Consider the following 24,293-nt stretch of genomic DNA (forward strand, 5'->3'; position numbering starts at 1 on the left):
ATCTGTATAGGTCTTACGGAGAAAAAGAGGTTAAGAGGATACAGTCCAAAAATGAGTCAGACGATCGCCTATCTGAGAACTTCGACGGATAAACAGGATCTGAATAATCAGAAACTGGAAATCCTGGAATGGGCCAGAAAAAAAGACCTGAAGATCGACGAGTTCGTCGAAATCACCATGTCGTCACGCAAGACCAGGAAGCAGCGGCGCATCGAAGAAGTCCTGGAAATGCTGACTGACTCTGATACCCTCATTGTCACAGAGCTTTCTCGGCTGGGCCGGAGCACAGCGGAAGTGATCGCCCTGGTTAATGAACTGGTCGCACGCAATATCCGGGTCATTATCCTTAAGCAGAATCTGGATATTTCCCAGCACGATATGAACTCAAAAATCATGATCACTCTCTTCTCGCTCTTCGCGGAGTTGGAGCGCGATCTGATCAGCCTGCGTACGAAAGAAGCGCTGGCCGCCAAAAAACAGCAGGGCAAAACCCTTGGCAAACCGAAGGGGACTCTTCAGAAAAGCAAGTTTGACACTGATCTGGAGCGCATCAAAGATCTCCTCAAACTGGGACTCTCGACGCGCAAAATCGCTACCCTTCTTGAGTACAACAATCACCTTGCGCTCAACACTTATATCACCAAACGCAAGCTTCGTGGGCAAGAGTCGTAACGAGATTTGCTTGAAGGCTGGCCACTCTTTGGTTTAGCGGGAACGATTCAGGCTTCTTTTCGACCAGGCCAGCCTTAGCGGGGAAACGTGTACGAAAAAATGTTATCAGGCCCAGTTGGTCTATCGTACAACTGGTGCCTATATACACGATAAACACATTGAACTTATTATTCGTCAAATGCTGCGCTATGTATGCGTAGAGACCTCTGGAGATACGACGTTTCTCCCTGAAGATATTATTGATCGTTTCGCATACAATGATGCCAATACACTCATACATGCTAGAGGTAGAGCGCCAGCCACAGCACACCCTATAGTTCTGGGCCTTATCCCCGCGACCCTTGCAGGAGAGAGCTGGCTAGCGGCAGCCTCGTTCCAGCAAACCACACGAGTGCTTACAGATGCCCTTCTAGGGGGCCGTATAGACACGCTCAGGGGGATCAAAGAGAATGTCATCCTGGGGAAAATGATACCTGCGGGAACGGGTATTCTGCCTCGTCCGGTACAACCAGCACCGCGTAAGCGTGGGCGGCCTGCCAAACACAGCAAGGTTGAGACACTGCTCCGATTAATGTAGGAAAACGTATGCAAGCATAGCGCTCCCACAGCTTTCGTTGTTGCTGTTTCATCCGTAGGTGCCTCAATGCATCTGATGCATTTTTGGTCTTATCCCGCGTCCGCAGCCAAGTTTACGTCATCGCCTGAGCCAATATCGGTGACGACTTGATCAATTACCCCGATCAAGTGGAGGGCTTCCCGCAGGATATTCTGGCCAGCATTGTGATCGCGATCTTGCGGGAACTGATCATAGGGACATGATGGATTCTGGCACACAAAGATGCGATCTTCGAGCGTCATCGTTTCCCACTTCCACCCGCAACAATGGCAGGTTTTACTCGAAGGAAAGAAGCGCCCGACTTTGATGACGTGTCCACCACGCTGCTGCACCTTGCTCGTCAAGAGTGTCAACAGTTTGCCGAGTGAGGCATCCGAGAACGAACGAGCCAAACGTCGATTCTTGAGCAAGCCTTTGAGGTTGAGGGTTTCAATACCAATGATCCCGTAACCGTTCGCAAGCTTGGTCGTCATCTTGTGGAGCACATCATCCCGCATGCAGGTTATACGGTAGTGGAGGCGCGCCACCTGACGCCGCGCCTTTTCGCGGTTTTTTGATCCTGGTTTTCGGCGATGCAGCCGCTTATTGGCCTGGCGCAATTTCTTGAGTGCTGTTTTGAGGAACGCTTGGTTCTCGTATCCCTCACCAGTACTCAACGTGGCCAGTCGGTTGAGTCCAACATCGATGCCTACGGCTGCGGGCCGACTGTTGGGCAGCTCATCAGGCAGTTCTACCGTTATGCTGACGAACCACCAGTCGGCAGTTCTGGTCATGCGTGCCCCTGTCACCTTGCCCACAAAGCGCAGATTCTCTGCCATATTGACCCATCCAAGTTTGGGGACCCACACCCGGTGATCGCCTACCTCGAACTGGTCGTTGGCAAGGTAAAAGCTCGGTTTGCTTCGCTTCTTGCTTTTGAAACGCGGGCGGCGCGCCTTCCCTTCAAAGAAGGCCGTAAATGCCTTGGCTATATCCAGAAACGGCTGATCTGAGGCATTTTTGGTGACTTCCCAGGTCCAGGGAAAGTGCTCCCGCCTGATCTCATTGAACTGCTTCTTAAGCTTGAGTGCGGTGGGCTTCTTACCTGCCTCATATTGCCGATTCCACTCAGCTAACGCCCAATTCCAGACAAATCGCGCTGTTCCTGCGGCTTTCGCAAAATACACGGCCTGCTCAGGCGTAGGGTGGAGTCTGATCTTGTGCGCCTTGATCATCCGTGATATCCTTTCCCAAAGCCGCTGCTCTGATGAGGTTTTTATGGGAACGCAAGCCGTGAAGTCGCGCTGAGAACACGGTCACGATAGCGAGCAAATCTCGGACCAATTCTTCTTCTGGAGAGAGTGTTTCGCCATTGATCACGGTGATCTGGGTTCCATGGCGTTCACAAAAGTGCTCAAACCAGTCGTAGCCAAAGCGAACAAAGCGATCCTGATAGCCGATCACCACCCGCTTGACCAGACCCAGTTCGATTTGTTCGATGACCTGATTAAACCCTTTGCGTTTGTAATTGAGCGCAGAGCCAATATCTTCCACCCACTGATCGACGTTGATACGCTGCTGCTGACAGTACGCTCGCAGTGCTTCCTTCTGAATGGCGAGATCCTTCTTCTGACCAGGAGAGGAGACACGCGCATAGGCAATGGTCAGCCCCTGCTCGCTAGAAATCAGCCCGCGATACTGCAAATACTGCTCATGCGTGTAGTAGCGGCGATTCGTCGGGCTGCGGAATGCGGGCAGGATACCCTTACGATCCCATTTTTGCAAGGTGTTGACCGATTTCCCAATCAACTTCCCGAATTGTTTGGGTAAATACGTATGCTCCATATATGCATTTTAACATATGATCCTATCTTTTTCCATACTGTTGAACACTCTTTCAGTATGCTCACTTGCTCCAAGGTTCGCCAGTGGTATCAAGAGTGAGCCAGAACCACTTCGTGGGGCATTTACCAAGCGTTGATTGAAACGAGATAGCAAGCCTTTGCATTTCGCTGTCAGTTTTGCTGTCAACGATGCATTTCGCCAAAAAAAAGAAACGATCTCAGGAGTGTCTAGAAGCGGCATGAGAGCATCATCATTATAAAAGAGCTGCAGGTGGAGCGATTCGTGGGCGCCTCCTCGCCTTTTTTCGCCGCTGTCCGCCAGGACGCTTCCCGTGGGGCGCGATGGGGATCATCGTTCGCCGACGCGCATCGTAATACGCTGGCGTCCGGCGGCTTTGCCGTCAATTTGCCGTCAAAATTGGTGAGGTGAGGGGAGCTCTCCCCGAGTTTCCGATGAGGCATCCAGGTGGTTGCCAGCGAGTACGACTGTGCTCATGAGCCAATAGAGGAAACTATCGGGTGGCCGTTTATCCGCCATCCATCCGCCATCCATCCGCCATCCATCCGCCATCCATCCGCCACCACGAGTTAAAAAGGCAGAAAGTGTGCTACAATAAACGTGCTTTAGATCATGACGAGTAGGGAAAGGGGCGTTCTGGTGAAGCTGAACGAGATGGAATTGAAGGCGCTTATTCAAGGTGGAGAGACCAATGCGGTCGAACTTAAGGTGGCTGCTCCCAGAGCAACGGAGATGGCTGAACGCTTGTGTGGCATGGCGAATGCCCAGGGCGGTGTCGTTATTATTGGCGTCAAGGATTCCACTCACGAGATTGTAGGTGTGCCAGATAAGCGTATCGGAGAGACGTTGGATGTGGTTTTAAGGGCAGTTCGGCAAATGATCAAGCCCGAACTGGTGCTAGACCCTTCCGAGCCGGAAATTTATACCGTGGAGGGGAAAAAACTCGTTGTGGCGACGGTAAAGCCAAGCCACGGGCCAGTCTATCAGGCTCACGGGATTTATTGGATGAGGCGCGGTACCCATACCGTATCGCTGGGTTTATCGGAATTGCTGGAAATGGCGAATGACCGGGGCTTGGTGGATTGGGAACACCAACCGGTCCGCAACGCGACAATGGAGGACCTTGACCTGGAGAAGGTCAAGGCGTATCTGGCGCAGCGGTCCACAAGCGATCGTCAAGCCAGCCGCTTCAAGGATCTGGAACGGGTGCTGATCGGCATGGAGTGTGCGGTCAGGACACATGATGGCAAAGTGGTTCCTACCAATGCGGGGATGTTGTTCTTCGGCTCTGCCCCGCAAGAGCATATTATACAAAGCGATGTGGCCTGTGTGTTGTATCGTGAGACGGTCGGCGCCAGTAGGTACGCGGACCGCAGATTTATTACAGGAACACTCCAGGATTTGATCGATGGGGCGGAATTGTTCCTGAGCCGCTATATTGCGGTGGGAGCCAGGGTTGAAGGTTTTAAGCGCATTGATATACTGGAGTATTCTCTGGAGACTCTGCGAGAGGCCGTTATCAATGCCGTGGTGCATCGCGATTACAGCAAGCGCGGCGAGAGCGTGCGCGTGTTTTGTTATCCTGACCGGGTAGAGATCCATAGCCCCGGCTTACTGCTGCCGGGGATCACGGTTGAGCAGATGGAGCAGGGAGAAGTGCAATCGAAGCTGCGCAATCCCACTCTGGCGAATCTGCTCAAAGATATCCCCGGTTACATGGAGCGCCTTGGAAGCGGCATCAGGTTTATGCTCGACGAGACGAAACGCCTGGGTCTACCCGGGCCGCAGTTTCGAGAGATGGGTGAATTTATAGTCACATTTCAGAAGGCTCCCGCCTTGATGTCTCCGCGACCGCACCCGCAGTATTCGGAAACGCTCTGGGGAGATGAGAGGGATACTCGGCCCGAAATATTGTCGCAGGAGCAGGCGGATCAACGGGAGCGCCGGATGACCACAGCGGTGGCGTATGTTCAGAAGTATGGTTTTATCACGAATAGTATCTACAGACAATTGACGGGAGTCTCGGATAGAACTGCCCACAGGGATTTAGAGACATTAATAGAACGTGGGAGATTAAAAGGCACCGGTCAGCGAGCGGCGCGGCGCTATGTGTTGGCATGATGGCGCTGCGTAAGGTTTACCCTCACTTTTGCGGAGAAGCCCACAACCGAGCACGACATATTGCTCGGTTGTGGGCTTCCTTTTTGTCTGCTAGCCGTAGCGGGCGGTTTCATTTGCCTGCTTTCAAACGGTGTCTATGCGGTGTGTCCTGACAGGAGAACCGGGAGACAAACGACGATTTTCACAGAAACCAGTGGATCTTGGGGTGGGAAAGCGAGCTCGGGGACGACCTCGATAGACTCCAGAAGACGGGTAATGCCGGTGGAGAGATTCTAGTCGGTTTATTTGTGGGCGTTTTTGGTTGTCCTCCTAGTGCTTAAAATCTTGGTATCTTGTTTGCAGGTGTTGGTAGTCTCTTGTGTAAATTGGTGAGTGTGGCTGTACTAAAAGCTGTACTGGCTGTACTTTGATCCGTAAGGTTTACTCTTGAATTGTGCAAAAATAAAGGCGCTAAAAAGAGCCGATGGTCGGAGTCGGCTCAGCTTATTTGTGGGCGTTTGTAGGTGTCCTCCTGGCGCTTAAAATCTCGGTTCTTTGTTTGCTGATGTTGGCAATTTCTTGTCTAAATTGGTGCGTGTTGCTACAGTCGTTGCTACAGTTGCTACAGTGATCAATGCTCTATAAGTGCCAGTGGAAGATGCGGGTCAGGTTTGTTTGTGAGTGTTAATCGCTGTTCTCCTGGTTTTTAAAGTGAGTGTCTGTTGTTTATGAGGGTTGATGAATTTATTATATAGGCTTGCTGGTGTGACTGTACTAAATGCTATACTGACTAGGTTAGATAAGACTTTGAAAGTTTATGGCTTTTGCTCTTTTCTGCAATATTCAATTTGCATTTTCTATTTCAGGAATTTTGTATGAGAGATGAGGCCATTTACTTAACTCTCTAATTGCTTCTGCCCTAACACTCTCTGCTTCATCAAGCCTCTTGAATTTCTTTAAAGAAATAATTTTGGTTTTGTAAGTGTAGGTTAAAGTGTTTGATGGCCCTCCATCTCTAGCTAATTCTTCACTGATTAAATCATCGAAAATTCTGATCGCTTCTTCATATTTTCCTAATCTGCTTTTTACAACACCTAGTTGATGGCGAGCTACAAGATGATCTTCTTTATATTCTATTGCTTTTTCTAGGCAACGTTCTACCTGATGACGGTCCTTGATTTTGTCATATATTTGACTGAATTGGTAATAAATAAAAAAGCCTGTTGATTTGTTCGCATATTGACTCGCCTTCTTCAACAATTCAATCGCTTCTGCTATTTGACCAAGACTATTTTTGAATACTCCATATTTTACAAGAACATAAGCTGAACGCGGATCATGGTTCAATGCATCTTTAAAGAGTTGTTCTGCCTCGTCATAGTTAAAATCCGATGCTTGTGATTCTGCTTTACGAGTAAGAATAATAGCTTGTTTTTCTGTGTCTCGTTTGACTTCGAAGCTTTCAAACAGATGACTATACGGTTGCATTTCTGCTGCAATTAATTCCATTTGTTGAATATGTCGTTTATAAGCGGTTGTTGCTGTTAATTCAGTATCTCCCATTGTCCTCAGCTTATTGCGTGCAAAAGCTTTTGTGATAGGTAAGGCGTGATAAGTAGTCTGTCCTGTTTTTTCGTCCGCTCTTTGTGAGATGAGGGTTGCTTCAATAAGTTTCGCCGCTGCATGCTCGACCGTTTCAGTTGACCAATCGAGAGCTGTAGACCATAAGCGCATTGTGGGCGCTTCGTCGAAGATTGAAAGTACTGCTAGTGCTTTTTGTGCTTGTTCAGATAGTACTTTCCATGAAGTGTTAAAACTAAATTCAAGCAGAGGAGAATCTTGGCTTGGAACTTGGCTTAGTACGTTAGATAAATCCCCTTTTTTCAAAGTATACTGCCCTAAGATCCATTCTATAGCAAGTGGCAGCCCACCGGAAGCTTCGAAAACCAATTTTGTAATGTTATCAGTATTGGGTATATTGATTCTTTTTTCTTGTGATTTTACACGAAGGAACTCTTTTATTTCTGGTAAACTTAGTTCTTTTACTTGTAAAGGTTTTTCCCAGTCTCTAGTTCTCACGCGACTTGTTAAAAGTACTTTGGATTTGTTCGAAGTAGGTAGGGAGCCCACAAAATGCATAATTCGCCCATCTGATATTGTTTCCATATTATCTAATATGAGAAGTGTTTTATAATCCGTAAGAAGTGTTTGCGCTAGATCTTTTCGATCTTCTAATTTTTCATTGATAAGATCGCTACAGTCGAAAAGATGTAAAATATTGTCGAGTAAGTTCTCTAGCGAATAGAGAGTAGGCCTTAACTGTTTAATTCCTTTTTCTGAGAGTTTGGTGTCTTTTGCTGATAGGTGTAGTATTGCCTGAAATAATTTTTTGTCATGCCTATTTTCGTAATAATGGTTTGCTATCCAGCTAGCAAGGGCAGATTTTCCTACTCCACCTGGGCCGTATACATTGATAATCCAAATTCGATCATCACCTTCTATAGCTTTTTGCAATTCTTGTTGTAGCTCTTTTCTTTCGATAAAATTTTCGTATTCAGAAGGTAGAATGCGATATAGCCCTTCTTCTACCATAAAAGGAGATGGCTCAATCTGTTGCTCTTCAATTTCAGCTTTGTTCTCTTGTTCTATTAAGTCTAAAATGAGTTCTTCTAATTCATCCGCATGAATCCTTGCTGTCGTATCTCCTTTACGAAAATAAATGTCTCCATCTCTTATTCCCCAAATCTCTTGTGGTTTGAAATTGTTTTTGCAGGCTGAAGGAATGCGTAATTTTCTATGTTTAGCTGATCCTTGGACTAATATCATAGCAAATTCTTTGAAAGTGTCCTTTATAGGAATCTTATGTGTAACGACATAAACAGCAAGTTCTAAACCTGTCGTTTTTCTAATAATATCGCGAAGTAGTTTGCTATCTTCTTCAAAAGTATTGTTAAGCCCTATTGGTTCCCATGTTTTATCTTTGACTCCTATTACAAGATAACCTCCACCAACGTTTTTTATTGCAACAATATCTTTAGCAAAGTTCGCTTTGTTATGATCGTTATCTAAGTGCAATTCGGCTTTATAATCTAAATGCTCGCATTCACCTCTACATTCGAGTAGATACCGAAGAGCTGCAGTTGACATATCGCCGTCAACTGCCATTTTTTTTAGTTTGTGTAAGTTCATTTGCATGTCCTGGTAAGGGAATGAGGCTCTGCCTCGGATAAAAATACATTTGGAGCTAATAATGTTATTATAGCTAAAACATTTAAATTTGCCAATATATGTATTTTATGCCAAGGAAATAGGAATTTGAACCGGCAGATTTTGAGCTTAAGGCGATAGTGCAAATAGAAAGGCTGGAATTGGTATGATTTATCACATTCTAGCCTTTCTGTTAAAGAAACTGAAGAGAATTGAATTTTGCTATGCTAACTGCTCAAGAGTAGGAGACTCTTCAGTATTATCTGTACGCATAATTTGTTCTTGTAACCAGGCGTCATACTCTTCTAATTGAGCGAGTTGTTCTAGACTCACAGTTCTACCTGCAGATCCATGTGCGACTATCCTCCTAGACTCATTAACCTCGTTTATCCAATTTGTTCTTTTGTCCTTTCCGTTATAGTTTCCATAGCCTAGCAAAGTATTAAACAGACTCCAATGCTGTTGGATAATATGCCTATAGTCTAGTAAGTCAAAGTAATATTCCTTTCCTCCACGCTGTCCATCATCTTCCTCATGACGATCGGAGACTTTCTTTCTAATTTGCCTAGGTACTCCTTCTGTCCACCATTGCGAATCATCTGGACCGAATTCTCTTTTCAATTCTTCTATTACAGTCTTTTGTAAGGTTGTTTCTATCCTATCTACAAGTATTTTGGCTTTCGTGTTTGTTTGCGCTTTGTGTTCTTCCATAAAACCGCTTAAACCAGCAGGATTAAAGGAGGGTATTTTATTATGGATAGCTTGTTGACAAAGCCTCATTCTCGTTGATTGACCTTGCCCTCCACGTAGTGATCTGAATAATTTTTTTTCTTCCTCCGGCAAAGTATTAAAGTATTGTCCTAGTATGCTGGCATATGGTTTTATTTTCTCAAACAAATCTTGGTTACTGTATTTTCTAAGGTCTTTTTCTGTGGAAGCTAGGTGGTGAAATATACTACGGAGTACGTTAATGCAAGCTGTAACACTATCGTTCATGGCAAGGCCCCCTCCATCTCCAGCTCCAGCGGCCCACCAATTGGGTGCGGCATCCCTAATCTGTCCAAACCACGCTGTCAATATATAAACGGTTCTTTCTATTGTTCGGTCTGGATTGTCATCTACCCATAGAGGTCCATAGATAATATCATCCCTCTTGCTCTTTGTTAAGTATAAATCTGAATCTAAGACATGGAATAAAGTATTCCAAGAAATACAGCGTATATCATCTCTTTTGTCATCTGAGGCTTGTACTCTTTGGTTAAATGGCGATTGTGGATTAACGTCGAGAAGATAGATCGCCCTGGCAATAATAGATCTGACTTTAAGTGTCGGGTCAGATGCATCTTTATGAAGATCTCCATAAAGCTCTTGCAGCAAGGAACGCTTTACGCTTTTTTGCTCTGCATTTATTGATACAAATAGGCTAGCTTGTACATTTGCAGGCAGTAATTCAAAGGCGAGTATCGAAAGACGTGCCTTTGATGCTTGGGAATTTCCAGAATAGGCAAATAACCTGTGTTGGCCATCAATGATCCAAGCCGATTTATAGGCGCTTCGTAGATCAAGCCACCCCATTACACTATTGCTTTGCTCTGAATCTTGAATGCTTTTGTTAAAGGTTGGTTTTTTATCTAGATTGATAACAATGTTTGTAGGGAAGATTCCATGCTTGTCTATATACTCGCGAATTTTTCTAAGCCTTGTTTTTTGTAGCATACGTTGGTAGGTATTGACATCAGATCCTTTCCCTTTTACACGGTGAGAAACATAGGCAATCTTTAATAGGTATTCAGGCTCAATTGAAAAAGTGTAGCATGTGTAGTCCCCTATCTTGGTTCTAATTGCCGGGACTTTAATATTTAAGCCTGGAACGTTCTTACCTGGTAACAGATCTGCTAAGAATTGATACTTGGCAGCAGGGCCTAAATGCTCTACAAGAGCTTCATAATATACAAGATCTTGCTCGTCAAAAAACGTTATATCTTTTAGACGCTTTTTGTCCTCTTCTAGAATGAAAATATTAGATGTAAACATACCTAAGGCTACTAGACGTTTAACAGGTCGGTCAAAAGGCTGGGCAATTTGTTGATTTATCGATGTCACAAAGTATTGACGATCTTGAATGTATTGGTTTGCCTCTTCAAGAATTTCAGGAGTGTTGATGTGCTCACTTAATACACGACACTTAATAACAATAGCAACATCATTATCAATGCCAACAACATCAACGCTATTAGTTCTAGGTTCTGATTTTTTTTGTTCGATAGTAAGTACTGTTTCCCCGTCGCGATTCATATAGTGAAAGCCCATTCGATAAAGTAAGGACCACACTCTGTCTGTGAAATCTGCTTCATTTGTCTTTTTTTTCTTTATGCTCACTGTCCTCTCATTTTTCCTTATGACATGCCACCCATCCTTCTGAGCATTTTCCAGCAAGGAGTTCTTAATAGATTTTGTCCAATAATCTTTACTCTTAGCTCTTGCTAAGCCCCGAAGTTCATCAATAGATACGATGTTGCTAAGCATGCCTTGTTACTCCTTGTTGTAAAAGATGCATTCAGTAATACTTTTGCGAAACTTCTGTGAAGCTGCTATAGCAGAAGATCTGCTGACTCTTTGCATCTCAAAGTCGTTATATAATCCTTCTATGGAAGGATGATCTGCGTTACTTATTACTACTCTACAACCACGAAGAACCAAGTTGCGTGCAAGCTGTGATAACCGAATCTGATCTTTCCATGAGAAGATGTGTGCATTATATTTAACAAATCCATTGTTTTTATGCGCTACTGTGTATGGAGGGTCAAAATAAATAAAGTCACCTTCTTGTGCTTTATTAGCTATGTCTTCAAAATCTCCAATCTCTAGCTGGGCTAAAGATAACAGCTTACTTGCAGCGTATATTTTTTCTGCTTCTACCAATTGAGCTTCCATGTTATCTCCGTATGGCACATTAAATTTGCCATCTTTATTAACCCGATGGAGCCCATTGAAAGAAAGCTTCATGAGATAGATAAGGCGTGCTGCTTTGGCTATATTATCTTTTGGAATATTTTCTCTTACTCTGTAATAGTCTTCTTTTGTATTTTGCATAGTAGAGAGGGCAGCAATAACTAAATCTGGATGGTCTTTTACCTGTTGATAGCAGTTAATAAGTTCTGGATTACTATCAGATAAAATTGCTTCAAAGGGGCTTAAAGTGAAAAATAGTGCTCCTCCTCCTACAAATGGCTCATAGTAACGATTGAATGTTTTTGGAATAAGGGGATTTATATGCTTAATTAGTGCACGTTTCCCACCAGGCCATTTAAATAGGATTGGTGCAGTATTCATTGGCTTCCTGCCTTGCTTTTTGTGCCAAAAAGGCAATAGGAGTTGTAAAAGTTTTAGGATAAATAGGGATATTTAGATTTTATACAATTTTATGCATAGTTGTCAATGTAATAGTCGGTGCTAGCATTTACTATTATATGGCTTTTGAAAGGGTTTATAATGCAATTTGCATCAATGTAAAATAAGTAAAAATGATTTTATCATTCAAAACATGAATTTTAGGCGGAATTTTCTAATATGGGTTGTGCGCAGGGAGGCTCATTTATGCAAGAGGGCGATATCGTTATTTACCTTTCAGAACTGGGTAAGCAGTTAGAGGAGTTGGGAATCTCAAAGAAAAGGCCAGTTGAACTTGAGATGATTGGTGGTGGATTCATGCTGACGCAGGTCCATAATCGTCTCTTTACAGAAGATGTGGATGTGCTGGTGGTGAATCCTGATGCCCTGGCTGATCCGGATCGCTATCGGGTGTATAAGAACGCTGTGCGGTTTGTGGCCTATGACTATGATTTGAGTGAGAAGTGGTTAAGCGATAACATTGGCGATTTTATGCAGATGGTTGGACGTGTGCCAAAGGGGAAGCTCTGGAAGCAGTTTGGTCCATTGAAAATCTATATTCCTCCTGCCGATTATATCTTGGCTTTGAAAATTAGGTAGTGACTCTATTGAGAAGTGGTAAAATAGAGGTCAGGAGGACTGACCATGACACCACCCCCATCTCTGCCGGCATGTCCCAACCCTGCATGTGAACAACCCTACGTCATTCGCAATGGCAGCAGCAAAGGACGCCGCCGCTACCATTGCCGTGGGTGTGGCCGCTTCTTTGGCGAGACAGAAGGCACGCCGATGTATCGTCTGCATACGCCAGTAGCCGAGGTGGCCCAGGCGCTCCTGGTCGTGATGCGTCGGGGAAGTCTGCGGGCTGCGGAAGAGATCACGGGCCACAAGTATGAAACGATTGGTGAATGGTTGCGACGGACAAGCGAGCATGCGGAAGCCTTGACGGCCATTCTCACGCAGGACCTGCACCTCTCGACGGTCGAAATCGACGAGTTTTGGTCCTTCGTGCACAAAAAAACGGAACCCCCGACGAAGTTGATGCTGGCGAACGCTGGGGATGCCTCGTCCAAGATCGCCCCAGCCGCTTCATTGCCGCCTGCGCCACTGGGCGCATCGGCGACGATCTCGTCGAGCGAGCGGTCACCCTCACCGTAGCGCGCACGCATGGTCGTCCATTGAACTGGTGCAGCGATGGCTGGCGGGGGTATGCCGCCATTCTCACCCGAGCCTATCGTCAGCCGCTCCGCTCCGGGCAGCGTGGGCGTCCCCCACTGGTTGTCCCTCCATATGTGCGCTTGACGCAGACTGTATTGTTTTCCGACTTTGACTCTTGCAAGAGTACTTGAGTTCGTAAAAAAGCAATCATTCAAGCAGAAATCGAACAAGCAAGCATAAGAGGATGAGCAAGAAAAGGGTCAACGAGGGAGGGAACAAACAGACGATCAAGCTATGGAAATCAAACGAACAAGCAGGAAAGTGGACAGCAGTCTCCTCGGCGAATCAACTCCCACAAGCAAGCACACAGATTATAGCGCTTGGAGGTGTCGCCGCCGCAGGTTCATCATGCGTTGCCGTTCCTCTGAACGGGCGCGTTCTTGCATCAGGGCAATGTAGTCATCCAGCGGCATCCGTTGGCCTTGCAACCCTTTGATGGGAAGCTGCTTGATGATGCTCTCCTGCTGCAGGACCTCGAAGCAGCACTCGACCGCATTGACACACAAGGTGATGAGCTGCCCAGCCAGTGCTTGCTTGATGTAATAGCTAGCCCCATCAACGCTCACGCGACCATCTGACTTGACGCGTCGCGCATAGGACCGTCCGTGAACCGCTTGCAACCAGGCATCCGGGTCGACCACAGCTGGAAGCGCGGGTAAGGTGGGCAAAACAGGATGCGCCTGGCTGGGAGGACGATTGCGACAATTGCGCCCCTGATGAGGGCGCTGGGTGTTGTAGAAATGCTGAAAGACTTCGGTGACGCTGCGAACCTCTTCGAGCGTTCCAGGACGATGCACGAACAGACATTCTTCCTTGTAGGTCCGATGATAGCGCTCGACATAGCAGTTGAGTTCTGGATGGCGAGGAGGCAAGACGTTCGGCTGCACGCCGACACACAAGAGAAATTGGCACAGGGCCGAGGGAAAATCGCGTGCTGCTGCACTGCCCACCCAGCGGGGATCGCGGTCAAAGGTCAAGATGCTGGGACACCCATAGCGACGCAAGAAGGAGACAACCGCCTGGAACGCGGTTTCTGCGTGAAAGTCTTCATGAACCTGGGCGTCGAGCAAGATGGAAGTGCCTGCGTCGACCCGCATTGCACGCTTCGATCACATGCTGTCGCTTGGCATCAGGATCATGGAGATCAGCAGGAACGGTGGAAACATCTTTGAAGTCGAGTTGCACTTCTTCCAAAGGAGCTCTTGGCAGGCGCGGAGAGCGCTGACGAGGAGAATCGCGCTCAATCGCTCCCGCAGCATCCAGAATGCGCCAAATGGTGCGTGTGGAACGAGGCAAGCGGACCGCTTTTGCCTGCAATGCTTCATCTCGTTGCAGATAATACAGGATTGCCAGTGGCCCAGGCGTGCGCTGGAATGACTCTGGGGGAGCCTGACGAATTGAAAGCACCCGCTCTTTGACCTCGGTGTCAATGCGAGGAGGGTGATGATGAGGAGCACGAGAGCGGGAAAAGAAGATGGAAGCATCAAGCGTGCCCTGGGCTTTGGCCTCTCGAAAACGCTGTCGCCAGGTACACACCATGCTCTGAGAGCAGCCGACCGCATCAGCATACTGTTGGAGCGTCCACTCAGGATGCTGCTGGAGCAGATGGAAGAGGTGAGCACGCTTTCCAACATATTCGACTTCCATAGCATTGCCTTTCTGAGAAGTGAAGGGCAGAGGAAACGATCACCTATCCAGGAGTATACATGACGAAAAGGAAGGGAATCGAGCAAACGAGCAGCCAATATATTCATAGGTTGCTTGCTTTTACGATCTTAAGTACTCTCACAAGAGTCAAAGCTGGAAAACAATACAGGGATGTGCTTCGATCTCAGGGATGACGGTCGGCAACAAGATTCAAGATGATGTTGTGTTCAAGGAGCGCCTTGAGTCCTGCGAGCACCAGGGTGAATCCTTCCACTGAAGCCATCGCTTGTTGGACTTGTTCATCCCCATTGCCACTGAAACCGGTGTTGGTGATGCTGACAAACGTGCTATCGTCTTGGCGCGCGGTAAAAATCCACTCGACGAGATTCGGTGTGCCATAGCCAGACCATTCAATGAGAATTCGTTTCCGCTCTTCAATGGCCTTGACACTTACCTGGGAGGAGACATCATACATCTCCCAATCCCATTGGACACGACTACCCGGTTCCAACTGGCCACTACTCCTGGTAAACCAGAATTTGGTGGTGATTGCGGGATTGATAAAAGCTTCAAATACCTCTGCCACTGGTCTCCGAATCAACATTTCCGCTTTTGCCACCGGCCTCTGTGTGAGTTGGAGGTGTTCCATTGTACTGTTCCTTTCAAATGATGCGTTGCTGTTGGCGACTCGATCACAGCGTGACGGTGTCGTCTTCAACGAGATCCTTTAACCGCTGCAGACGCTTGCCCCACTGCTTGCCAATCGTCTCAATCCACGCGCTAACGGTCTGGAGTGAGTGGGGATCGAATACATACTGCTTCTCGCGGCCCTTTGTCTGCGCCTGTACCAACCCAGCATGGGAAAGCGTATCGAGATGCTTCCCGATCATTCTAGCTTCAACGCACAGTGTCGTGTTTACCTCACCCATAAGTACTTCTCTAAATAGCGATAAAATCCAGTATTATTCATAGCGTTTGCTTGCTGCTGATCAGCTTCCATCTACAAGGTAGTATTCTCATGAAGAGGGCGCAAAGCGGTTATGTGTCGATCATCAGAAGGTGCGAGCACCTATACGATCGGGTTTAGAGCAGTGAACACGCGTGTGAGCGAGGGCGACGCGCTGCTCCTCGGCTCTTTGGGGAAATTACCAAATTTTTGTATTATATAAATAGTGTAATTGCTTGTTTCATAAGTGAATTTAAGAAACGCTTGGTAAATCCCTGAAAACCTGAGCCGATTGCGTGGACAAATGCGCATTGGCACCGCAGAGGTGTTGCCTGAGAAAGATGGAGAGGCAGTGGTCAAGATCCATCTGAAAGGATAAGCTACCGTCCTCCCTATCTAATAAACCAGAAGGCCACGCAAAGCTCATTGCGTGGCCTTTGTTTCGGTTCTGCATAAAACTTTGTGGGAATGCATGGCTGACGGAACCGATAACCATGCCGGTAATGGTTTGAATGGTTGCCCGGGATCGATTTCTAGCTTGAGAGGCAGCGTATGCAGATAGACGCGAAGATAATCCACTTCCTCCTGATACCCTTGTCCCCATGCAGTGCGTAATAGCAGACTGATGGGTGAGCACCTTGCCCCCTTCGCGCATGAGGGTGAATAGCAAGGTGCACTCATAGGAGTGAGGCGAAGTATCTGCCCACGAACGACGACGCATCGCTCCGCGCATTGCAAGCGAATCTGCCTGTCCTCACTTTTCAGCACAGAGCAAGGACCACTGTGTCTTGAGGTTTCACAGGTGAATGCGATAGATGCTCGATAGCGTCTTGCAATGCCTTGTAAGCGGGCGTGGAGTTCCAGTTTTCGACAGGAAAAGAAGACATAATCGTCAACCCGGCATCAAGCATTCTGACGATGTGGGCTTCCTCCTCTACGACAGAACAGATCACTATAGGCGTGCAAGGTGTTGTCTAGCTGATGTGCTGGATCTCCCGTGCATGAGTACAGCAGGCAAGACAGACATCGGGTTGCATCAGACGTGTTGTCATCACTGAGGGATGGCCTTCCAGGTGGGTCAGGTGCGTGACTGCGCAATTGCCTCCTCGTGGCCTCTGCTTCAGTATTCTCGCTTCTTCAGGACTACTCAGAAGGAAAATGTGCAGGGGTGGTGTGGTACGGTCTCTCTGGAGCGCTCAGCAATCATGGTGATCCTCTTCCCGTGTTTGCTGGAGTAGTGAGGTACCAGTTGCCTGATGCCCATAGCACTCCTTTTTTGCGAGCGTTTGGTTATATTGAGCGATGCTGTTTTCTATCCTCGCAAAAAGTTTTTGTGATGTTTCCCCTGCGAGTGTATGCCCTTGCATTTGCAAAGACATACGGAAGAACAGTTGAATGAATATAATGACTGCTTCTGTGATGGTCTCCAACTCATCTTCCAAAAGGTCGAGCGCTGCATCGTCATGTGGTGCTTCTGGCCGTAGAAGCCTGCCGATTCTTCGGCGGAGATCCATCAGCCGTTTAAAGTGGTATGTCTCGTCACGACTCATCACGGTGGGGCGCAATAAATAGGTCTGGTAACTCATAAGCATATTGTCCAACGCGATGAGCTCATATGGTGCGAGTAGCACGTGAGGCCGGTTCTCGTTGGTTGCTGGTTGTCTGGTAACTTCAGTCATGGTGTCCACCTTCCTCATGTTTGCAAGATGCGCTTTTCAGCGATGGAGATGGCTGGCATGTGCTCCTCTCCTTGTGCAGTTCAACCAGGTCCTTCTCAACGATGAGCACTTTGGGCTCACCATCAAGCGTCAATGCCAGTTCATAGAGGGCAGGAGCCTCAGGTGTCGCAGGAATCTTCTGTATTAGCTCGACGCCGGGCACAATTTCAGCAGATGAAATAAACGTCGTTTTTCCATCGATACTCCGAAAGGTTATGGAACGACGAAATGCGAGCAGATAAGTCTCTTGAGTTCGCTGCATGGACCGGCCCTCCTGAATCCTCTGCTCTCTGTCATTTTTGTCCATACGTGATGTAAAAATGAAAGTACGTGTGGCGTGTGTCCCATTCTTGAGGAAGCTTTTGAAGGGTGTGGTCAAACTCTTTTTCTGAGAGCTTGAGCTGAGTACAATACACCGGCTTTAAATTGGTAAAAATGGCATGCAGATCTTTCGCTAGAAGTTCACCGCCTCTCCCACCCCAGGCTCCAAGCGGGACCTGAAGTATACTCTCCTTGACCTGTGAGAGGCCAGCCTTTGTCAGTAGGGTTGGCAGTCGGGTCATAAGAGAGGCATCAAAGCCGGTCTTGCTCTCGAGGTTGTGCCACCATTCCATGAACTTTCTCGTCATGGGCCCCATATGTTCGAAGGTATCAGCCGCTTCGACCAACTCGATCCAGCCGCCGGGGCGGGTGACACGAACGAGCTCACTCACGACATAGGGCCAGGCGCGAGCAGGGAGCGCCGCGACCATCAAGCGCTGATGGGTAAAGTCAAAATCATGGTCAGAGAATGGTAGGCCTTGCAGGATATTGCCCTGAACAAAGAGGCAATTGGAAGGCATCTCAATAACATGAGACACAGGGGTGTGGGGCTCAATATCAAAACCTACCACCTGAGCGCCCGGGAAGGGTTGCGCCATCTCCCGTCCCCAGATGCCCGTGCCACAGCCCACATCGAGAATACGCCTGGGAGAGTCAATTGGAGCGACATAATTGCCGCCCAGTAAGGTTTTCAAAAAGTAGTGCTGGAAGGTCAGTCGATCGTATTCGGGCATATCCTTGGGAAAGAGATAGGGCACATCGACACGGAATCGGCGCTCCCCGATCACAGTGGCAGTTGGTGTCGCGCTGGATGAAGGAGGTTCAAAGGTCGGAATTATGCCCCGGTGTCTTCGTCGTAAAAAAGGGAAGAGTGGCATTATGAAATCCTTTCCTCGTTCTCTTGAGTGCGGAACCGTTGAACATGGACGCGACGGTCACAGAAGCGCTCGCAGCCATCCCAATAGGCGAGGCGAATACAATGCTGGATGGCCTCTCGCACCTGCTCTGGCGTTGGCGGTTTCATGAGGTGACACTCCAGGTAGGCATCCACATAGAGCAGAAAGGTCGCATTGTCCATCCAGAGGGAGCGCTCTCGGGATCTCCCTTCCCAACGGTCGAGGCCCTGGTTATACCGTAGCATTGGTTCCTGTTGAGGCTGCATTGGTTGAAGAGAAGGCATTGATTCTGTTGAAAGCGTCGAAATGTGTCTATGAACTACCATCATTTCTCCTCTATAATTCATCCAATGTTTGCGCGACAAGCTGGATGGCCTCATCTTCACCAACAATCTGCTGTAATTCTTGATGGAGCCTGCCTATCTGCTCGGTTTGAACGATGCGTAGCCGGTGTTGGGCAACAGTAGCAAATCCGTGTAAACCGGTATATGCTGCCTGATACTGGGTTTGTATTTCGTTCAAAAGATGAGCTATTTCACTTTGGCTTGCAAGATTCATCTCACTTACTCTTTCCTTATCATCGGTTTCGTGAACAACCGTGACGTGTTAGAAGTGGGTAAGCTAAATGTTCTTCGTTATCCACTTCGCAAAAGCTAGCTTAGCATCTTTTTATACACACCAGGCGCCTCCTTTAGCCCTATGAACTAAAAAGTTCACTGTTTTGATATGAAGGTGATAGTTGAATAGGATGCTCGTTTTAATAAGTGATAGAAAGAGGTGCATGAGGCCTCAGCAGAAGGTAAAGAGAGGATGTGAGCAGCGTGGAGAAAACATTTTGGGGTCCCAAAGGTGAATATGGCCCATTTACGCCGCAGGAAGATGGTTGGCCTCACGCGGGAGAGGTAATACGGCACTATCGACGTACATTAAAGATGAGTGCTGAAGAGCTAGCCAGGCAGTATGGCGAAGCCACGAACACGCAGGTGACAGCAAGGTGGATACTCAAAATGGAACAACAAAATAAAGTCCCGACCGACTTCTCTCGACGCCGAGTATTGATAAAAATTCTCAATATCCCTCCCATTCTTCTCGGACTCGCGTCTTTGGAGTCAGTCACCTATCATGCATTACCCCAGGTAAAGGCACCTTCTACGTTATCCTCTCTTTCTCTGGATCTGGAGTGGTACACCAAAGAGGCTCGGATTTTCTGGCAATTGCATTATGCACAAACGGCTCAAGACGCGTTGCCTGGCCTACTCGCCTACGCTAGTAACTTGCTTCCTATTCAACAAACGGCTCATGGAAGCCTGGCACGGCATATCAACGAACTGTTAAATAGCTATTATCGGTTAGCAGCGACCATTCAGCGTGACCGTGGGAACTTTGAGCAAGCGTATACCTTTGCCAATGAAAGCGTCCGTTTCGCCAAAGAAATGGGCAACGACTTCTATGCTTTACAGGTGATTGCAGCCTCTCAATATACACGAGGAGTGGTAAATCTCGCATGGGGAGCCTTTGGAAACCAGGTAAAACAGGGGAAAATTGTCCTTCAGAGAGAGAAGATAGAAGCCGCTTTCGCAGATTTTGAGCGGGCACTTAAATTTGCCAGTCCCCAAATGAAAGGCATTCTTTACTCAGAAATGGCACGTGCCAAGGGGCTTGTGTCCACCTCGCCAACTGATGTCACAATTGCATTGAGGCTTATCGAACAGGCAGAGCACTTTCTTGATGTGGATAGCAGCGACGACTTTCATGCGCAAATTCTCTTAAATGGAGATATGAAAGGGCTAGATAAGAGACGACTGATGCTTGGCAGGGCCAAGACATTTCTGGCGATTCGACGGCCTGCAAAAGCTTTGGATGAACTGCTCGAACTCGAAATGTTTACAGGGGGAACAAGCCATACTAGAAGAAGGGCCTGGACACATATTCTTTATGCACAAGCAGCCTTCAATCTGGAAGATTATGCGACAGCAACGGGCGAAGCCACAAACGCTTTTCATGCTTGCAAAGAAGTCCATTCCACTGCTCATCTTGCCCGCGTGAATGAACTCTACTTAGCGCTGACGACGAGCCCTTACAAAGACAATGGTGCTGTTAAACGTTTAGGACGGCTTCTGAGTACCATCTATACCCAAAAGAATGAAAGGTGAGCGATTATGCTTGGCTTTTGAGCTATCCACTCACCCTTTCTTGGAAATAGTGCTTTATGCCTCCATAGTTTGGGCAAGAAGATGGAGAGGCTTTAGCTGTGCAATATCACGTAGGGAGACGATAATTTCTTGCACTCCAGCCTCTTCGTAAGAAGCAAGACGTTGCCGGATGGTTTCGGGACTTCCCAATAAACCTCGTGAGCGAATATGATCGAGCGAGACCTTGCTGGGAGTACTCTGGAACGATGTGATAGCTGCGGCATCAGTCTCTCCTAGGCAGCCATTTACATAAATAGTTCGGCGAATGTCGTTGTAGTCGCGTCCAATGTCTTCACAATATTGCCTGATCAGAGCAAATTTGCGCTTCATTTCCTCTGGATCCGGGTGAGTGAAGTTGCAAGCGTCCCCATAGCGGGCCACGAGCTTCAGCGTTACTTGTTCCCCTTTCCCACCGATAAGAAGAGGAATATGAGGTTGCTGAACGCCCTTCGGTTGATTGATAGCACCGCGGATGTGGTAATAGTTTCCCTCGAAGGATGCTTCTTGCTCTATCCACATTGCCTTGATGATCTGAAGCGCTTCTTTGAGCTGACGCAGGCGGGTGGCAGTATCGGGAAAAGGATATCCATATGCCACATACTCCGGCTCGTGCCAGCCTGCACCTAGACCCACATCAAGCCTCCCGTGACTGAGCACATCAACAGTGCTTGCCATTTTTGCCAGCAGAGCAGGGTGGCGAAAGTTGTTGCAGGTGACCAATTGGCCTATACGGATGTGTTTCGTGTCACGAGCGAGAGCCGCGGTACTCATCCAGGTCTCGAAGATCATTTTCTCATTCGGTTGAGGAGATGAAGTTGACTGGAGATGCTCAAAGAGCCAAACTGACGCAAACCCTAAAGCCTCGGCCTCCTGAGCTACACCGGTCATCGTTTCATAGGCTTCGACGGGATCTATCTGTCTTGTTTCCCACTCCTGGGGAAGCATAACACCTATTTTCAATGCGTCATACACTCCTTTCGTAACAGTCACAATGCCTACACAATAATGTAACCCATCACATAGTGATGATAGGCTTCTCTGTACTTAAACTTATGCTCTACCCCTGCAACTCTTCCTTTGCGGCAAACCCAATCCGCCACATCCATATGCTTGGTTTGTGTTTCGTGGCAACGTAAGGTAGCCACTTTCTTTTCAAACATACCACTCATATCAGCCCAATGGTTCAGATGATCCGTTGAAAAGCTAAAATTTTAGTGTCTCTATTCTCCGATATTCCAATAGCGCTCCTCAAAGCCTTGCATGAGTGGGGAGGTGCTGCTTTTGGGGGTGATGACCAGGAGGGCGCGCATGGCGCGGGTCATGCCGACGAAGATAGTACGTCGTTCGAGTGAGAGGTATTCTTCGCGTTCTTCATCGCTGGGAGAGTTGGGTATGCTGGTATGCCAGGTGCTCTCCAGAAATCCGGCCAGGGCTACGATGGGAAACTCCAGGCCCTTGGCGGAGCGCAGGGTGATGACTTTGATGCAGCCGCGTTTGAGGTCAAGCTCCTGCCCCGTCATAAAGTTAGCCTCCAGACCCTGCTGGGTGAGGGCCTCGGCGATGGCACGCCCTGCTTTGATGGTGGGGCATAGGACGGCGCAGGCCCCTGAACTCATGCGGTAGGCGCTGCGGGCCTGGCGGAAGAAGCTGACGAGAAGCTGGAGCTGTTGATCCTGGTTCAGCACGTGGCGCATGATGGGCTGGGGACCATTGTTGACGTAGACGCGCTCTTCGTTCTCAGTGTCCAGCGCGCCCTCGGCTAGGTAATTCTGCGCCGCCTCGCCAATTTCACGTGTCGAGCGGTAGTTGGCGTGCAGGATGGCAGTACGGCCCTGGAATCGGAGGTCTTTATGCACATCGCTCCAGTTGAATCCGCTGCCATAGATGGATTGGTTGGCGTCGGCGGTAATGAAGATGCGGTTGGATTGCTTGCAGAGTTGTACCAGGAGGCGCAGGGAACTGGGATCGAGGTCCTGGGCTTCGTCGACGATGACTGCATCATAGAGCTGGGTGTAGGCGCCCTGTGCGACATAGGCTTCGGCCATGGCCCTGGCCTGACGCCAGGTGATTTTGCCCTGTTGGGCGAGAAGCTGCTGAAAGGTCTCATAGACGCTCCAGACGGCGCGGCGCTGAAGGGCGGCGAGGCGTAGCTTGCGACCGGGACGAGATGCGGCCAGATAGTCTTTAAGTGTATGGATCTGCCGGGCCACAATGACCTGGTTGATCTCCTGTAACAGGTAGTCCAGGCTCATCTGCTCAATGGCCTGCTTCTGACTCTGTTTCTGCTGTTCGCTGCCATCAAAGCGGGTTTGCTGGATGGCCTGGCGTAGCAGGGAGTAGACTTCGCCATCGTTGAGAATATGTGGCCCGCTGCCAATCTGGTTCAATAATTTGATGGCGACTCTGTCGGCGGTCTGCACTTCGACATAGCGAATATCCTCGCCCAGGAGCTGCTCCAGCAGCTGAATGGAGGAGTTGATAAGGGCATTGGTGTAGGTGGTGAAGAGTACACGTATATCGGTGCGCCCCTGCTTGCGCAGCTCAGCGATCAAGGCGCGGACACGGTAGAGGGCGATGGTGCTCTTCCCGGTACCGGGCAGACCCTTGAGGAGCGTTGGCCCGGTCGCTTTCAGGCCCCAGTTGACGTATTTCTCCTGCTCGGGCGAGAGCTTGAGCAGGAAGCTGATCAGCTCGCCCTCTTTGAAGCGTAGGAGGTCATCAAGGTGCTGAACTTGCAGATCTGGCTGCTGCATGACCTGGTTAAGAGGGCGGGGAAACATATATTCCAGTAATTTGTCGAGCACGGCAGGAGGCACTCCTGGGCAATCAAGCAGGTCATCCTCGTTTTGTACGTGTAGGAGGCGGGGAAAATATTCTTTTGCGATCTGCAAGCGCGTCAACAGCTCTTCGGTAATGGGCTCGGGAAGGCCCTTGGGCTGCGGCTCGTATGCCTGCTCCCAGGTATGGGTGTTTGGCTGGGCAAGCTGGAGTTCTGGCGCGATCCCACCCAGAAACTCTGCGTCAATCTCCTCATCATAGGTGTCGTTGTCGCGCTTGCGCAGGGCCAGGAGGCTGATATACGGTTTCTCAAAGGTGTAGAAGATGCGATAATCTCCGCTACGAATGCGATGCAGGCGAGGATGGAGATGTTTTAACTGCTTTTTGGCTTTAGCATCTGGCGTCGGGTCCTGTTCCAGGAGCTTGATTTTTTCATGAACTTGCTGAACCTCTTTGGGGTGAAGCGCCATCCATTCATCGCGAAAACTGGGCTTCATCGTGGTATACCAGCCATTATGCATCGTAGTGACCTCTTCATCTAATATGATAAAGTCGCTTTTAATTTCGCGCCCTTTAATTCGCGCATATATATATTGGGGAGCCAGGGAGTAGCACTAGAAAATATCTGTCAGGCAAGAATAATACCTGAAAAAGGTGACTTTTGCAACGTAAATATATATAGAAAAATATGCGGTCAATTTTATGAGCTATGGCTATCACTGTCATTCAATGCTTGAAAAGAACAGAAGT

General features: G+C 48.2%; 22 protein-coding genes. 7 read left to right on the plus strand and 15 right to left on the minus strand.

Going from position 1 to position 24,293, the window contains the following annotated elements:
- Nucleotides 1-51 precede the first annotated feature (51 nt).
- On the plus strand, nt 52-672 hold the full coding sequence (locus tag KTE_RS23020) for a recombinase family protein (protein WP_201385033.1): 621 nt from the start codon (nt 52-54) through the stop codon (nt 670-672).
- Nucleotides 673-787: 115 nt separating this feature from the next.
- Entirely contained in the window at nt 788-1,249 is a 462-nt protein-coding gene (locus KTE_RS23025) for a hypothetical protein (protein WP_201385035.1), read from the plus strand.
- An 89-nt stretch (nt 1,250-1,338) separates the two neighbouring features.
- Here the strand turns inward: KTE_RS23025 and KTE_RS23030 are convergent, their stop codons facing one another.
- Both KTE_RS23030 and KTE_RS23035 read right to left on the minus strand, forming a co-directional pair.
- Nucleotides 1,339-2,502 (minus strand): RNA-guided endonuclease TnpB family protein, encoded by a 1,164-nt coding sequence (locus KTE_RS23030; RefSeq protein ID WP_201385038.1) that lies wholly within the window; start codon nt 2,500-2,502, stop codon nt 1,339-1,341.
- The gene (locus tag KTE_RS23035; protein ID WP_201385040.1) at nt 2,462-3,112 is read right to left on the minus strand and encodes an IS607 family transposase; all 651 of its coding nucleotides are present in this window, start codon (nt 3,110-3,112) and stop codon (nt 2,462-2,464) included. Before KTE_RS23035 ends, KTE_RS23030 begins: the two co-directional genes overlap by 41 nt.
- A 657-nt stretch (nt 3,113-3,769) precedes the next feature.
- On the opposite strand from KTE_RS23035, the gene KTE_RS23040 reads away from it, so the two are divergent.
- Complete coding sequence (locus tag KTE_RS23040; RefSeq protein WP_201385042.1) at nt 3,770-5,251, plus strand: ATP-binding protein; 1,482 nt, start codon at nt 3,770-3,772, stop codon at nt 5,249-5,251.
- Nucleotides 5,252-6,073: 822 nt separating this feature from the next.
- Here the strand turns inward: KTE_RS23040 and KTE_RS23045 are convergent.
- The 3 genes from KTE_RS23045 to KTE_RS23055 form a co-directional block, all read right to left on the minus strand.
- Nucleotides 6,074-8,419, minus strand: a complete 2,346-nt coding sequence (locus tag KTE_RS23045; RefSeq protein WP_201385044.1) for an NB-ARC domain-containing protein — start codon at nt 8,417-8,419, stop codon at nt 6,074-6,076.
- Nucleotides 8,420-8,659: 240 nt separating this feature from the next.
- On the minus strand, nt 8,660-10,963 hold the full coding sequence (locus KTE_RS23050) for a DGQHR domain-containing protein (RefSeq protein WP_201385046.1): 2,304 nt from the start codon (nt 10,961-10,963) through the stop codon (nt 8,660-8,662).
- 6 nt (nt 10,964-10,969) lie between these two features.
- A complete protein-coding gene (locus KTE_RS23055) occupies nt 10,970-11,770 on the minus strand; it encodes a Dam family site-specific DNA-(adenine-N6)-methyltransferase (RefSeq protein ID WP_201385048.1) in 801 nt (266 codons plus the stop codon).
- 264 nt (nt 11,771-12,034) lie between these two features.
- Here KTE_RS23055 and KTE_RS23060 point away from each other — a divergent pair, with 264 nt between their 5' ends.
- Both KTE_RS23060 and KTE_RS23065 read left to right on the plus strand, forming a co-directional pair.
- On the plus strand, nt 12,035-12,427 hold the full coding sequence (locus KTE_RS23060) for a hypothetical protein (protein WP_201385050.1): 393 nt from the start codon (nt 12,035-12,037) through the stop codon (nt 12,425-12,427).
- A gap of 45 nt (nt 12,428-12,472) precedes the next feature.
- The gene (locus KTE_RS23065) at nt 12,473-12,985 is read left to right on the plus strand and encodes an IS1 family transposase (RefSeq protein WP_201385052.1); all 513 of its coding nucleotides are present in this window, start codon (nt 12,473-12,475) and stop codon (nt 12,983-12,985) included.
- A gap of 371 nt (nt 12,986-13,356) precedes the next feature.
- Here the strand turns inward: KTE_RS23065 and KTE_RS23070 are convergent, their stop codons facing one another.
- The 7 genes from KTE_RS23070 to KTE_RS23100 form a co-directional block, all read right to left on the minus strand.
- Nucleotides 13,357-14,142, minus strand: coding sequence for an integrase core domain-containing protein (locus tag KTE_RS23070; RefSeq protein WP_236600535.1), 786 nt, complete (start codon nt 14,140-14,142; stop codon nt 13,357-13,359).
- Nucleotides 14,093-14,692 (minus strand): helix-turn-helix domain-containing protein, encoded by a 600-nt coding sequence (locus KTE_RS47685; protein WP_236600536.1) that lies wholly within the window; start codon nt 14,690-14,692, stop codon nt 14,093-14,095. Before KTE_RS47685 ends, KTE_RS23070 begins: the two co-directional genes overlap by 50 nt.
- Before the next feature lie 184 nt (nt 14,693-14,876).
- Nucleotides 14,877-15,341 carry an SRPBCC family protein gene (locus KTE_RS23080; protein ID WP_201385054.1) on the minus strand — a complete coding sequence of 155 codons (465 nt, stop codon included), beginning with the start codon at nt 15,339-15,341 and terminating at the stop codon, nt 14,877-14,879.
- Nucleotides 15,342-15,384: 43 nt separating this feature from the next.
- Nucleotides 15,385-15,621, minus strand: a complete 237-nt coding sequence (locus tag KTE_RS23085) for a hypothetical protein (protein WP_201385056.1) — start codon at nt 15,619-15,621, stop codon at nt 15,385-15,387.
- A gap of 1,213 nt (nt 15,622-16,834) precedes the next feature.
- On the minus strand, nt 16,835-17,317 hold the full coding sequence (locus KTE_RS23090) for a hypothetical protein (RefSeq protein ID WP_201385058.1): 483 nt from the start codon (nt 17,315-17,317) through the stop codon (nt 16,835-16,837).
- A complete protein-coding gene (locus tag KTE_RS23095; protein ID WP_201385061.1) occupies nt 17,310-17,618 on the minus strand; it encodes a hypothetical protein in 309 nt (102 codons plus the stop codon). The genes KTE_RS23090 and KTE_RS23095 overlap by 8 nt, the downstream gene beginning before the upstream one ends.
- 31 nt (nt 17,619-17,649) lie before the next feature.
- Complete coding sequence (locus KTE_RS23100) at nt 17,650-18,555, minus strand: class I SAM-dependent methyltransferase (protein ID WP_201385063.1); 906 nt, start codon at nt 18,553-18,555, stop codon at nt 17,650-17,652.
- Between the two features lie 44 nt (nt 18,556-18,599).
- Between KTE_RS23100 and KTE_RS23105 the strand changes: the two genes are divergently transcribed.
- Nucleotides 18,600-18,815, plus strand: a complete 216-nt coding sequence (locus KTE_RS23105) for a hypothetical protein (protein WP_201385065.1) — start codon at nt 18,600-18,602, stop codon at nt 18,813-18,815.
- Between the two features lie 94 nt (nt 18,816-18,909).
- Here the strand turns inward: KTE_RS23105 and KTE_RS23110 are convergent, their stop codons facing one another.
- On the minus strand, nt 18,910-19,131 hold the full coding sequence (locus tag KTE_RS23110; RefSeq protein WP_201385067.1) for a hypothetical protein: 222 nt from the start codon (nt 19,129-19,131) through the stop codon (nt 18,910-18,912).
- 263 nt (nt 19,132-19,394) lie between these two features.
- Between KTE_RS23110 and KTE_RS23115 the strand changes: the two genes are divergently transcribed.
- Entirely contained in the window at nt 19,395-20,726 is a 1,332-nt protein-coding gene (locus KTE_RS23115; RefSeq protein WP_201385069.1) for a hypothetical protein, read from the plus strand.
- Between the two features lie 54 nt (nt 20,727-20,780).
- Here KTE_RS23115 and KTE_RS23120 read toward each other — a convergent pair whose 3' ends face one another.
- Together KTE_RS23120 and KTE_RS23125 are read right to left on the minus strand one after the other, a co-directional pair.
- Nucleotides 20,781-21,725 carry an LLM class F420-dependent oxidoreductase gene (locus KTE_RS23120; protein ID WP_201385071.1) on the minus strand — a complete coding sequence of 315 codons (945 nt, stop codon included), beginning with the start codon at nt 21,723-21,725 and terminating at the stop codon, nt 20,781-20,783.
- A 260-nt stretch (nt 21,726-21,985) separates the two neighbouring features.
- The gene (locus KTE_RS23125; RefSeq protein WP_201385073.1) at nt 21,986-24,064 is read right to left on the minus strand and encodes a UvrD-helicase domain-containing protein; all 2,079 of its coding nucleotides are present in this window, start codon (nt 24,062-24,064) and stop codon (nt 21,986-21,988) included.
- Nucleotides 24,065-24,293: the final 229 nt, after the last annotated feature.

It is taken from the genome of Ktedonobacter sp. SOSP1-85 (genome assembly GCF_016587415.1).
In the GTDB taxonomy this organism is placed as follows: Bacteria; Chloroflexota; Ktedonobacteria; order Ktedonobacterales; family Ktedonobacteraceae; genus Ktedonobacter.

Bases quoted from the DNA above. Each gene is read 5' to 3' on its own strand.
- KTE_RS23045 (WP_201385044.1), bottom strand. From the start codon at position 8,419: ATGAACTTACACAAACTAAAAAAAATGGCAGTTGACGGCGATATGTCA.
- KTE_RS23030 (WP_201385038.1), bottom strand. From the start codon at position 2,502: ATGATCAAGGCGCACAAGATCAGACTCCACCCTACGCCTGAGCAGGCC.
- KTE_RS23070 (WP_236600535.1), bottom strand. From the start codon at position 14,142: ATGCGGGTCGACGCAGGCACTTCCATCTTGCTCGACGCCCAGGTTCAT.
- KTE_RS23020 (WP_201385033.1), top strand. From the start codon at position 52: ATGAGTCAGACGATCGCCTATCTGAGAACTTCGACGGATAAACAGGAT.
- KTE_RS23095 (WP_201385061.1), bottom strand. From the start codon at position 17,618: ATGCAGCGAACTCAAGAGACTTATCTGCTCGCATTTCGTCGTTCCATA.
- KTE_RS23110 (WP_201385067.1), bottom strand. From the start codon at position 19,131: ATGAATCTTGCAAGCCAAAGTGAAATAGCTCATCTTTTGAACGAAATA.
- KTE_RS23065 (WP_201385052.1), top strand. From the start codon at position 12,473: ATGACACCACCCCCATCTCTGCCGGCATGTCCCAACCCTGCATGTGAA.
- KTE_RS23060 (WP_201385050.1), top strand. From the start codon at position 12,035: ATGCAAGAGGGCGATATCGTTATTTACCTTTCAGAACTGGGTAAGCAG.
- KTE_RS23050 (WP_201385046.1), bottom strand. From the start codon at position 10,963: ATGCTTAGCAACATCGTATCTATTGATGAACTTCGGGGCTTAGCAAGA.
- KTE_RS47685 (WP_236600536.1), bottom strand. From the start codon at position 14,692: ATGGAAGTCGAATATGTTGGAAAGCGTGCTCACCTCTTCCATCTGCTC.
- KTE_RS23090 (WP_201385058.1), bottom strand. From the start codon at position 17,317: ATGACTGAAGTTACCAGACAACCAGCAACCAACGAGAACCGGCCTCAC.
- KTE_RS23100 (WP_201385063.1), bottom strand. From the start codon at position 18,555: ATGCCACTCTTCCCTTTTTTACGACGAAGACACCGGGGCATAATTCCG.
- KTE_RS23080 (WP_201385054.1), bottom strand. From the start codon at position 15,341: ATGGAACACCTCCAACTCACACAGAGGCCGGTGGCAAAAGCGGAAATG.
- KTE_RS23055 (WP_201385048.1), bottom strand. From the start codon at position 11,770: ATGAATACTGCACCAATCCTATTTAAATGGCCTGGTGGGAAACGTGCA.
- KTE_RS23035 (WP_201385040.1), bottom strand. From the start codon at position 3,112: ATGGAGCATACGTATTTACCCAAACAATTCGGGAAGTTGATTGGGAAA.
- KTE_RS23125 (WP_201385073.1), bottom strand. From the start codon at position 24,064: ATGCATAATGGCTGGTATACCACGATGAAGCCCAGTTTTCGCGATGAA.
- KTE_RS23085 (WP_201385056.1), bottom strand. From the start codon at position 15,621: ATGGGTGAGGTAAACACGACACTGTGCGTTGAAGCTAGAATGATCGGG.
- KTE_RS23105 (WP_201385065.1), top strand. From the start codon at position 18,600: ATGGACGCGACGGTCACAGAAGCGCTCGCAGCCATCCCAATAGGCGAG.